Here is an 11,044-nt window from a genome sequence, read left to right as displayed (position 1 = left end):
GCCGGGCGGTGAGCGCCTTGAGTCGCTTGTCCAGCGAGTTGACGTCCTTGCCGGAGAGCGCGCGGGGCAGCCGCAGCAGCGTGGTCCGCAGCTTACGGATCGGCAGTTCGCCCTCGTCCTGCCCGATCACGTAGTCGTGCAGGGGAGCGGAGCCGATCACCTTCGACAGCCGGCGCTTCTCCTGCCCGAGGAGGCTGCGCACCCGCTGCGGGTTGCCCTCGGCCAGCAGGATCACGCCCGGGCGGCCGATCACCAGGTGGACCATGTCCATCTGGGTGGTCGAGCTGACCGCCGGGGTCACCCGCCAGTCGCCGCGCATGTTCTCCATGATCTGCGCCGCCGCGCCGGGCTGACCCTCGGCGGCGTTCATCATCGCCTTGTTGGACCGCAGATTGAGCACGATCAGCACCGCAAGCAGGATGAACAGGATGCCGATCGGCAGCCAGATCCAGCTCCAGAGGATGACCGCGACCACGGTGAGGGCGAGCGGGATGAGCACCGCGGCGGCGACCAACGGCGCGAACCACCGGTCCTGCTTGGCGGTGAACTGGAACACCATCCCGATCTGCTTCAGCCGTTGGCCGAACGAGACCTTCTCCTGGGGCTTTGCCATGCCGCAGAGTCTAGTGGTCGCCGCCCGCCCCGTTGATCCGCGTCCGGTTGCCGGGGCAGGTGAGTGCCTTACGTCGCCCGACACCCCGCTGACCAGCGCACCGGCGGTCATCGTCGGGCCGGGCGCACCGGGCCGAGGGGGCGGGGCGGTCAGGCCGACGGCAGGTAGATCTGCCAGCCGTCGATCGTCACCAGGTCAAGGCTGCCCGGGGCGGCGCGAAGCCGCTCGTCGAGCGTGTGTGCCAAGGGCGAGCCGGTCGGTGCGACCCACGCGGGTGCCGCCGCGCTGTCCACCTCCCGCCGGTACGCGGGGTAGCGGTCGAAACCGGGGCGCAAGGTGTCGTCGACGACCGCGCAGACCACCTGCTCGGCGGTGGCGAAGGTGAGCCGGTTGCAGGTCCAGTAGCCGGCGCGCACATGTCGTACGCCGAGCTGCCGCAGGGTGCTCACCAACTCGGCGTGCCGGGCCTCGGCGGCCCGGGTCGCGGGCGCGGTCCGCGCCGCCTGCCAGGTGGCGTGGCCGGCGGTGCCCAGGGTGGCCACGAGCAGCGCCAGCGCGATCGGGCGGGCCAGCGCCGACCCGACGCCGCGACGGTCGCCCACCGGCTGTCGCAGACCGCCACGGGCCGTCGCCCAGACCGGCCACAGCAGTGCCGGCAGGGAGATGAGCAGGCAGGACAGGTAGCGGGAACTCTCCACCGGGGTGAGCCCGGCGGAACTGCTCACGGTGTACGCGCCGAGGGTGCCGACCGCGGCCAGCACGAGCGCCAGCCAGACCGCCGCCGCCACCCGCGGTGGCGGGTCGGCGGGGCCGCCGGGGTCTGCGGAGGCGGTAGGGCCGGTCGGGGCAGCGGGCGATTGACGCAGGATCTGCCAGGCGGTGGCGGCGGCGAGGGCCAGCAGCAGCGGCAGGGCGAGCGCCCACCACAGTTGCCAGGTGGCGCACCGCCCGGGAGCGCAGAACCCCATGCCCAGCGCGGGGCCCAGCAGCAGGCCGCCGTGCAGTCGGTCCGCCCATCCCGCGCTGGCGTTCGCGCCGCTGGCGGCGAGCACCGCGTGCAGTGGGTTCCGGCCGTTCAGCAGGCTGTCCAGCAGCAGCGGGGCGGCGCCCAGCACGGCGGCGCCGCCGAGCAGCGCCCCGGCCGCGCCCCGCAGCTCCCGACGGCAGAATCCGACGAGCACCGCGCCGAGCGCCACGACGTACGGCAGCACCAGCGGGTCGACCCAGACCATCAGGCCGGCCAGGAACCCCCACACCGTCCAGCGCGCCAGCCGCCACCCCGGCCGTCCGCTGGCCAGATCCACGGTGAGCACGGCCAGCGCCATCCCGACCGCGTTCATCTCCGGATAGCCGCCACCGGCGATCAGCTGGTTCTTGATGATCCGGTCGGACCCGAGGGCCAGCAGCGCCACCACCAGCAGCCCGAACCACCGGTCCCCGGTCAGTCGCAGCGTCAACCGCCAGGCCAGCAGCAGGAACAGCACGTACAGCGCGAGCGTGGGCAGTCGCAGACCGAGCAGCGACGGCCCACCGGCCAGGGTGAACACCGGTGCGGCCAGGTACGCCTCCAGGGTGCCCATGTACTGCTGGCCGTAGAACCAGACCGGGAAGCCCTCAGCTCGGGCGATGTGCAGCGCGGCCAACCCCATGGTGGCCTCGTCGCTGTTGGTGGGCGGCGCGGCGTGACCGAGCAGCCAGAGCCGGTAACCCACCCCGGCGAGCATGGCCAACCCGGTGAGCCAGCCGACCAGGCCGGGGCGCGCCCCGGGCCGGGAGCGGGGCTGGCCCGCCCCGCGCGGCTGTTGGCGTACCCCGGCGGTCATCGCACGATCATGACATTCGGCCGCCGGGCCGTGTGGGTCAGGCGGTGGTGGCGACCGAGGTTGCGGCGCGGGCGTCGAGGGCCTGCTTGTAGAGCCGACCGGCCCGGTACGACGAACGCACCAGCGGCCCGCTCATCACCCCGGCGAAGCCGATCTCCTCGGCCTCCTCGCGCAGCTCCACGAACTCCTCCGGCTTGACCCAGCGGGTCACCGGGTGGTGCCGGGGGGAGGGGCGCAGGTACTGCGTGATGGTGATCAGCTCGCAGCCGGCCTCGTGCAGGTCGCGCAGCGCCTGCGAGACCTCGGCGCGTTCCTCGCCCATGCCCAGGATGAGGTTGCTCTTGGTGACCAGGCCATCGGCGCGGGCCTGCCGGATCACGTCCAGGGAACGGTCGTAGCGGAACGCCGGCCGGATGCGCTTGAAGATGCGCGGCACGGTCTCCACGTTGTGGGCCAGCACCTCCGGGCGGGAGCCGAAGACCTCGGCCAGCTGCTCGGGGACGGCGTTGAAGTCCGGGATCAGCAGCTCGACGCCGCAGCCGGGCTGCAGGGCGTGGATCTGTCGGACGGTCTCGGCGTACAGCCACGCGCCGCCGTCGGGCAGGTCGTCACGGGCGACGCCGGTGATGGTGGCGTAGCGCAGCCCCATCGAGACCACCGACTCGGCGACGCGGCGCGGCTCGTCGGCGTCGAACTCGGCCGGCTTGCCGGTGTCGATCTGGCAGAAGTCGCAGCGCCGGGTGCACTGGTCGCCGCCGATGAGGAAGGTGGCCTCCCGGTCCTCCCAACACTCGTAGATGTTGGGGCAGCCGGCTTCCTGGCAGACGGTGTGCAGCCCTTCGCGCGAGACGAGCCCGCGCAGTTGGGTGTACTCCGGCCCCATCTTGGCCTTGACCTTGATCCACGGCGGTTTGCGCTCGATCGGCGTCTCGGCGTTGCGCGCCTCGATCCGCAGCAGACGCCGCCCCTCGGGGGCGGCCGTTGCGGTGCGCGCTGGCTGGCCGGTCGTCGGCGCGGAGTGCTCGATCGTCACGAAAATGAGCCTACGCCGGACGGCAGGCGTCTATGTGCGTCGGGCGACCGGCGTCACGCCCCAGACGTTGTGACGCCGGACACCGGATAGTCGAAAATGGGCGTCACACACGTCGGGATCCGGTGCTACGGTCACCGCCAACAGCGACGACGGAGCCAAGTAGCGCCCCGAGCCGCCAGTGCAGAGAGCCGCCGGTGCTGAGAGGCGGTCTGGTGCCGGTGCGCGAAGACCCTCCTGAGCTGCGGGAAGAACGGTTGCGGGTCACCCGCGCCCAGTAGAGCCCGCCCGGTTGGCCCCGGTCATCAGGCGACGAACGAGGCCCCCGCTTCGGCGGGGGTGAAGGTGTGGTGGCACCGCGAGGTTCCCGCTCGCCCACACCTCCCTGGGGCTGACGCGACGCTTTCGCCACCCCAGGGCGGCGCAGGCGTGGCGATCGACCGAGGAGTAGCCCGCCATGCAACGAACCCTGTCCCACCAACTGCCCACCCGGGTCGGCGCGACCGTCTGGATCGCCGGTTGGGTGCACCGCCGCCGACTGCTCAAGTCGGTGGCGTTCCTGATCGTGCGGGACGCCGCCGGCCTGGCCCAGGTGGTCGTGACCGACCCGGCCGTCCGCGCCGAGCTGGAGAAACTCACCGAGGAGACGGTCGTCGAGGTCACCGCGACGGTCACCGCGAACCACACGGCGCCCGCCGGGGTCGAGCTGACCGACCCGACGGTACGTCCGCTTGGGCCGCCCGCCGTGCCGCCACCGTTCGACCTGTACCGGCCGGCGCTCACCGCGAGCCTGCCCACCCAGCTCGACAACGCACCGACCGCGCTGCGGCACCCCACCCGGTCGGCCGCGCTGCGGATCTCGGCGGCTGCGGTGGCCGGGTTCCGGGCCGCCCTCGACGCCCACGACTTCGTGGAGATCCACACCCCGAAGGTGGTCAGCTCCTCCACCGAGAGCGGGGCGAACGTGTTCGCGCTGGACTGGTTCGGTGGGCCCGCGTACCTGGCCCAGTCACCGCAGTTCTACAAGCAGTTGATGGTCGGCGTGTTCGAACGCGTCTACGAGGTGGGGCCGGTCTTCCGGGCCGAGCCGCACGATACCGTCCGGCACCTCGCGCAGTACACGTCGCTCGACGCCGAGCTGGGCTTCGTCACCGACCACCACGACGTGCTGCGCGTGCTGCGCGACACCCTGGCCGGGATGCTCGGCACGGTCGGCGAGCGGGCCGGTGCCGCCCTGGCGACGCTCGACGTCGAACCGCCGCAGGTGCCGACGGAGATTCCGGCCGTGCACTTCACCGAGGCGTTGACGATCGCCGGGGCGCCCGCCGACGAGCCGGACCTCGCGCCCGCGCACGAACGGGCGCTGGGCGAGTGGGCCCGCCGCGAACACGGCTCGGACTTCCTCTTCGTCACCGGCTACCCGATGGCGAAGCGACCGTTCTACACCCACCCGGACCCGGCACGGCCGGCGTACTCGAACGGATTTGACCTGCTCTTCCGTGGTCTGGAGCTGGTCACCGGCGGGCAGCGGCTACACCGGCACGCCGACTACCTGGCGGCGTTGGCGGCCCGGGGCGAGTCGGTCGAGCCGTACGCCGGTTACCTGGACGCGTTCCGGCACGGCATGCCACCGCACGGTGGCTTCGCCATCGGGCTGGAGCGTTTCGTGGCCCGGCTGGTCGGTGCGGCCAACATCCGGGAGGTCACCGCGTTCCCGCGCGACCTGCACCGGCTCACCCCGTGAGGCAACGCACGGGTCGGCGTCGTGCGACGTCGACCCGTGCGTCGGGCGGTCCGGTCAACACTCGGCGAGCCGGTCCCGCAGCCGGGCCGCCTGCGGGCCGTTGAGGTCGAGCGCGAGCGCCGCCCGGTACGCCATGGCGGCCTCGTCGGACCGGTGGAGGCGGTACAGCAACTCGCCCCGGGTGGCGTGGAACCACGGGTAGCCGGCCAGCCCGTCGATCGCGTCCACCAGCGCCAGCCCGGCGGCGGGGCCGTCGCGCTCGGCGACCGCCGCCGCCCGGTTCAGCCGTACCACCGGGGTGTCGTGCACGGTGAGCAGCACGTCGTACCAGGAGATGACCGCATCCCACGGTGTCTGGTCGTACGACGGGGCGAGGGCGTGGCAGGCGGCGATGGCGGCCTGGACGACGTACCGGTCGGGATCGTTCGGGGTGCGGCGCAGCGCCTGGCCGACCAGCGCGACCCCGGTGGTGATCGCCGCCCGATCCCAGCGCGAGCGGTCCTGCTCGGTCAGGAGCAGCGGCCGACCGTCGTCGTCGACCCGGGCCAGCCGCCGGGAGTCCTGCAGCAGCAGCAGGGCCAGCAGACCGAGCACGGTCGGTTCGTCCGGCATCAGCTCGACCAGCAGCCGGGCGAGCCGTAGGCCCTCGTCCGCCAGCCCGACCCGCATCAGGTCGTCGCCGGTGCCGGCCGCGTAACCCTCGTTGAAGATCAGGTAGACGGTGGCGGCCACCGCCGCCAGCCGGCCAGGCAGCTCCTCGGCCGCCGGGATCCGGTACGGGATACCCGCGCGGGTGATCTTCTGTTTGGCGCGGGTGAGCCGCTTGGCCATCGTCGCCTCGGGCACCACCAGGGCGCGGGCCACCTCGGCGGTGGCCAGCCCGCCGAGGGTACGCAGCGCCAGGGCCACCTGCGCGTCCAGTGACAGCGCCGGATGGCAGCAGGTGAAGACCAGCCGGAGCAGGTCGTCCCGGACGGCCTCGGGCGAGTCCGGTGCGGGGTCGAGCAGCGCCACGGCCTCGGCCTCCTTCCCGGCGCGGTGGGCCTCCCGGCGGATCATGTCGACCGCGCGTCGTCGCGCAACGACCAGCAGCCAACCGCGCGGGTTGTCCGGCACGCCGTCGCGCGGCCAGGTCTGCAGAGCACGGACGACCGCGTCCTGCGTGGCGTCCTCGGCCAGGTCGACGCTGCCGGTGACGCGGATCAGCGTGGCGAGGATCCGGGACCGCTCGGCCCGGACCACCCGCGCCGCCACGTCAGCGGCGACCGGGATCACCTGCGCCGTGTCGGCGGCCCGGCCGCGCTGCCTCGCCGCGTCACCGGTCAGCATCGGGTCACAGGGGGATGATGGGACGGACCTCGACCGCGCCGTTCCAGGCCGCGGGCATCTGCGCGACCGTCGCCACGGCCTCGTCCAGGTCCGCGCATTCCAGCAGGTAGAAGCCGGTCAGGGCTTCCTTGGTCTCGGCGTACGGGCCGTCGGTGGTGAGCACGTCACCACCCTTGCCGCCGGAGACCCGCACGGTGGTCGCCGTGGCGGTCGGGTAGAGCGCGCTGCCGCCCCGGATCACCGCGCGGGCGGCCGCGCCGAACTCCCGGTACTCCGCCATCTCGTCGGCCTGCTCGGGGCTGCTCCAGTCGACGTCCGCCGTGTAGGTCAGTGCGATGTAGGTGGGCATGTCCGCTCCTCGCGTCCGGGCCGGGCGGTACGCGCCGACCTCAGGTGTCGAGCCGACGTCGGTCGCCGACTCCACCATAGGGACGATCGATCAGACGCCCCACGGGACACTCGGTGCGGAAAACTTCTGGCCGGCGACGCCTGGGCCGCCGACGTGGCGCTCAGACCTCGACGAGGGTGGCGAGTCGGCGTTCGACCACCGGCAGCACGTCGGCGACGGAGATCGGGCGGCCCAGCTCGGCGGTGAGCGAGGTGACGCCGGCGTCGCGGATGCCGCACGGCACGATCCGGTCGAAGTACGTCAGGTCGCAGTCGCAGTTGATCGAGAAGCCGTGCAGGGTGACGCCCCGGGCGACCCGGATGCCGATGGCGGCCACCTTGCGGGCCGGTCCCCGGTCGTCCTCGGGCACCCAGACGCCGCTGCGCCCCTCGACCCGGCCGGCGGTCAGCCCGAACTCGGCGCACACGTCGATGAGCAACTCTTCGGTGCGGCGGACGTAGGCGACCACGTCCACCGGGTCGGGCAGCCGCAGGATCGGGTAACCGACGAGCTGCCCCGGCCCGTGCCAGGTGATCTTGCCGCCGCGGTCCACGTCGACGACCGGGGTGCCGTCCGTCGGCCGGTCCCACGGCTCGGTGCGCTTGCCCGCGGTGTAGACGCTCGGGTGCTCCAGCAGCAGCACGGTGTCGCCGCGCTCGCCAGCCACCACCGACTCGTGCAGGCGTCGCTGCTCGTCCCAGGCGGCCTGGTAGTCGAGCAGGCCGGCGCGGACGGCGGTGAGGCCGGAGGTCGTCGTTGTCACGGCGTCCAGCCTAGTCCCGCTACCGGCGATCGTCCCTGGTGAGCCGCCTCACCAGGGCAGGGTCAGGCCGGCGGGATGCGCCAGAGCCAGACGTCGTCGACCCGCTGCGGCTCGCCGAAGAGGGCGGTGGCGGTACGCCGGACCGCCTCCTCGTCGACCTCGAACTTCGCGCCGTGCACCTGGTCGGCGAGCACCACCGTCTCGATCCGCCAGTGCCGCAGGTCGGAGTCGACCTCCCGGATGGTTCCGTCGGTGACGATCGGCACCAACCCGGTACGGGCCGCCTGGTCCATCAGCGCGCTCAGGGTGCGCGGCACCGGGCCGATCCGGCCGCGCCCGTCCGGCCCGCCGGGGCCGAGGAAGAAGCCGCCCGGAATGGCGAACTCGCCCTGCCGGTGCGACAACGCGTACGCCTGCCAGCGCTGGCCGTCCGGGTAGATGTCGACGGTCAGCGGCAGGGGGGTGAGCACCCCGTCCGGTGCGACGTAGTCCCGCCACGTGCCGGAGGTGATGAACCGGGGAATGGGCTCCCGCTCGTCGGTCAGCAGCGGGGTGGGCAGCAGCGGCAGCAGGGCCACCGCGAACCCGACCAGCCAGGCCAACTCCGTGGACCGGTGTCGGGGTGGTGCGGCGCGCAGTTGGTCGACGGTAAACGCCAGCAGCAGCCCGATCACCGGTGCGACCACCAGGGCCAGTCGGGCCGGCAGCGCGGCGTTCACCACCGGCAGTTGGCCGAGCAGGTCGAACGGCATGGGCAGGTCGGTGCGCTGCCCGTCGACCTTGGCGACCGGCCCGAAGGAGAGCACCGTGAAGATCAGCGCGAGCGCGCCCAGTGCCCAGAGTGTGGCGCGGCGGCTGGCGTCGGCCCGCCGCCAGAGCGCGACGAAGCAGATCACGGTGAGCACCAGCAGCGGGATGCCGAAGAACGAGTTCTCCTCGGTCGGGTTCGGTGCCAACGAGGTGCCCAGCCCTGCCTCGCCGGCCAGTGAGCGGCGCGGGAAGGCGGTGAACGCGGCGATGTCCTCGGAGTGGATCACCGGGTCGAAGCCGGTGCCGTGGAACCGTTGCGGCCCGGCGAAGTGCAGCCAGAGCGGGTACGACAGCAGCACGCCGGCGGCCACGGCGGTCACCCCGAGCCCGCGCAGGAAGGTGGGCAGCGCGGCGCGGGCCTCGGCCCGGTTGGCCGGGTGCAGCGCCCAGATGGCGACGAACACCCCGAGCGCCACCGCCGCGAAGAAGAGCCCTTCGGCGGCGATCGAGAAGGCCACCGCCACCAGCGCGCCGAGGATCAGCCCGTCGCGGAGCCAGTGCCCGGGGCGGCGCAGCGCGAACAGTCGCCAGATCAGCAGCGGCACCAGCCAGCCGGCGGTCCAGTTCAGGTGCGCGTTGGCGTGCGAGACCATGCCGGGGGAGTAGGCGATGAACAGCCCACCGATCCCGGCGGCCAGCCGGCTGCGGACCAGGTGCCGGGAGAGTAGCCAGTACCAGGCCAGCGCGGTGGCGAGCAGGTTCAGGGTGAGGATCACCAGGAACGTGGCCGGCGGCCCGATCAGGTACGTGAGCGGGGCGAAGACCACCGCGTACACCGTGATCGAGGTGTTGACCGCGAGGTTCACGCCGTCCGGGACGTTGATCAGGTACGTGAAGAGCGGGTTGTCCCCGTGGGTGACCGCGTGACCGCCGAAGGCCAGCAGCCACTCGAAGAGCGCCTGGTCGCTGGAGTTGACGGTGATGGTGCGCCCGTTCGGGTCCCGCCACAGCCCACTGGTCACCCAGATGGCGAGGACGAGCGCCACCAGCACGACGATCAGGTCGGCCCGGCGGTCCCGGACGACGCGCGGCGGTGACGCGGGTGCGGGCCCGGTGGCCAGCGACGGGGAGGACGGCACGCAGCGGACGTTACCAACCGGACCTGGACAGGCCGGTCAGACCTGCAAGGAGGGGACCGTTGTTGTCGCGTGGGGTTGGGGAGGACTCGCGTGGACGGTCCGACGTACACAGCGGTCGCCGTAAATGTGTAGGTGTGCCCCATGTCATCGCGGCGTCATCTCGTCGTAACGTCTCGGCAATTCGACCGTGACCCAGTTCACAGTTCGCCCCCTCAGGAGGCCGCCGTGCGCCGCTCCTCGTCCATCCTCACCCGCCTGATCGGCGTGGGCGCCGGGCTCGTCCTCGCCGTGGCCGGCGCGGTCGCCGTCGCCGCACCCGCCCAGGCCGCGACCCTCACCCAGGTCACCGGGTTCGGCTCCAACCCGGGCAACCTAGCCATGTACGCCTACCGGCCGGACAACCTGCCGGCCAACTCCCCGGCCGTGGTGCTGCTGCACGGCTGCACCCAGACCGCCGCCGGCTACTTCGCCAACTCCGGCTGGCAGAAGTACGCCGACCAGTGGAAGTTCGCCCTGATCGTCGCCCAGCAACCCGCCGCCAACAACGCCAACTCCTGCTTCAACTTCTTCGAGTCGGGGGACACCGCCCGAGGTCAGGGTGAGGCGCTGTCGATCAAGCAGATGGTCGATCACGCCAAGGCGAACTTCGGGGTGAACGGCTCCCGGGTCTTCGTCAGCGGGCTCTCCGCGGGCGGGGCGATGAGCGCGGTCATGCTCGCCACCTACCCGGACGTGTTCGCCGCCGGATCGATCATCGCCGGCATCCCGTACCGCTGCGCCACCAGCATGGTCAACGCGTTCAGCTGCATGAACCCGGGCGCGGACAAGACCCCGGCGGCCTGGGGCGACCTGGTTCGGGGCGCGTACTCCGGCTACACCGGCCCGCGGCCCCGGGTGGCCATCTGGCACGGCACCTCGGACCCGACGGTCGCCCCGCTCAACGGCACCGAGTCCCGTGACCAGTGGACCAACGTGCGCGGCGTCTCGCAGACCCCGACCAGCACCTCGTCGCTGCCCGGCAACACGAGCCTGGAGGTGTACGGCAACGACGACGTGCGGCTCTACCGGGTCTCCGGGATGGGGCACGGCACCCCGGTCGACCCGGGCTCCGCGGCCGATCAGTGCGGCACCGCTGGCGCCTACTTCCTGGACACCATCTGCTCGACGTACCGCGACGCGCTCTTCTTCGGCCTGAACAACGGCGGCACCACCCCCACCCCCACGGCGACCCCCACCCCCACGCCAACCCCCACGGCCACGCCAACCCCCACCACGCCGCCAACCTGCGTAACGGCCAGCAACTACGCCCACGTGGCGGCCGGCCGGGCGTACCAGTCAGGCGGCTACGCCTACGCGAACGGCTCCAACCAGCGAATGGGCCTCTACAACACCTTCTACACCACCGCCCTGAAGCAAACCGCCCCCAACCACTGGGTAATCGGCTGCTAACTCGAAAATCGAACCG

The 11,044-nt window shown here is 72.4% G+C and carries 9 protein-coding genes; 2 read left to right on the top strand and 7 right to left on the bottom strand.

Features of this window, described 5'->3' with window-relative positions:
- From C7C45_RS32945 to lipA, 3 genes are all read right to left on the bottom strand, one after another.
- Positions 1–613, bottom strand: a 613-nt coding sequence (locus C7C45_RS32945; RefSeq protein ID WP_110568828.1) for a DUF4191 domain-containing protein, incomplete at its 3' end; no start/stop codon positions are given.
- A gap of 149 nt (positions 614–762) precedes the next feature.
- Positions 763–2,436 (bottom strand): hypothetical protein, encoded by a 1,674-nt coding sequence (locus tag C7C45_RS32940; RefSeq protein ID WP_110568826.1) that lies wholly within the window; start codon positions 2,434–2,436, stop codon positions 763–765.
- Between the two features lie 37 nt (positions 2,437–2,473).
- On the bottom strand, positions 2,474–3,469 hold the full coding sequence (gene lipA, locus C7C45_RS32935) for a lipoyl synthase (protein ID WP_110568824.1): 996 nt from the start codon (positions 3,467–3,469) through the stop codon (positions 2,474–2,476).
- 454 nt (positions 3,470–3,923) lie between these two features.
- On the opposite strand from lipA, the gene aspS reads away from it, so the two are divergent.
- Entirely contained in the window at positions 3,924–5,210 is a 1,287-nt protein-coding gene (aspS, locus tag C7C45_RS32930) for an aspartate--tRNA(Asn) ligase (RefSeq protein ID WP_110568822.1), read from the top strand.
- Between the two features lie 54 nt (positions 5,211–5,264).
- Here aspS and C7C45_RS32925 read toward each other — a convergent pair whose 3' ends face one another.
- The 4 genes from C7C45_RS32925 to C7C45_RS32910 form a co-directional block, all read right to left on the bottom strand.
- A complete protein-coding gene (locus tag C7C45_RS32925) occupies positions 5,265–6,539 on the bottom strand; it encodes an RNA polymerase sigma factor (RefSeq protein WP_244200699.1) in 1,275 nt (424 codons plus the stop codon).
- Positions 6,540–6,543: 4 nt separating this feature from the next.
- The gene (locus C7C45_RS32920) at positions 6,544–6,888 is read right to left on the bottom strand and encodes a YciI family protein (RefSeq protein ID WP_110568830.1); all 345 of its coding nucleotides are present in this window, start codon (positions 6,886–6,888) and stop codon (positions 6,544–6,546) included.
- 160 nt (positions 6,889–7,048) lie between these two features.
- A complete protein-coding gene (lipB, locus tag C7C45_RS32915) occupies positions 7,049–7,690 on the bottom strand; it encodes a lipoyl(octanoyl) transferase LipB (RefSeq protein ID WP_110568820.1) in 642 nt (213 codons plus the stop codon).
- 62 nt (positions 7,691–7,752) lie between these two features.
- Positions 7,753–9,579 carry a DUF6311 domain-containing protein gene (locus C7C45_RS32910; RefSeq protein ID WP_110568818.1) on the bottom strand — a complete coding sequence of 609 codons (1,827 nt, stop codon included), beginning with the start codon at positions 9,577–9,579 and terminating at the stop codon, positions 7,753–7,755.
- A 225-nt stretch (positions 9,580–9,804) separates the two neighbouring features.
- Between C7C45_RS32910 and C7C45_RS32905 the strand changes: the two genes are divergently transcribed.
- Positions 9,805–11,028, top strand: a complete 1,224-nt coding sequence (locus C7C45_RS32905) for an extracellular catalytic domain type 1 short-chain-length polyhydroxyalkanoate depolymerase (RefSeq protein ID WP_110568816.1) — start codon at positions 9,805–9,807, stop codon at positions 11,026–11,028.
- Positions 11,029–11,044: the final 16 nt, after the last annotated feature.

This window comes from Micromonospora arborensis (genome assembly GCF_003205615.1).
Classification (GTDB): domain Bacteria; phylum Actinomycetota; class Actinomycetes; order Mycobacteriales; family Micromonosporaceae; genus Micromonospora; species Micromonospora arborensis.
The sequence above is the reverse complement of the archived record's forward strand: the minus strand, read 5'-3'. Positions and strand labels throughout refer to the sequence as shown.

Bases quoted from the DNA above. Each gene is read 5' to 3' on its own strand.
- C7C45_RS32940 (WP_110568826.1), bottom strand. From the start codon at position 2,436: ATGACCGCCGGGGTACGCCAACAGCCGCGCGGGGCGGGCCAGCCCCGC.
- aspS (WP_110568822.1), top strand. From the start codon at position 3,924: ATGCAACGAACCCTGTCCCACCAACTGCCCACCCGGGTCGGCGCGACC.
- C7C45_RS32925 (WP_244200699.1), bottom strand. From the start codon at position 6,539: ATGCTGACCGGTGACGCGGCGAGGCAGCGCGGCCGGGCCGCCGACACG.
- C7C45_RS32920 (WP_110568830.1), bottom strand. From the start codon at position 6,888: ATGCCCACCTACATCGCACTGACCTACACGGCGGACGTCGACTGGAGC.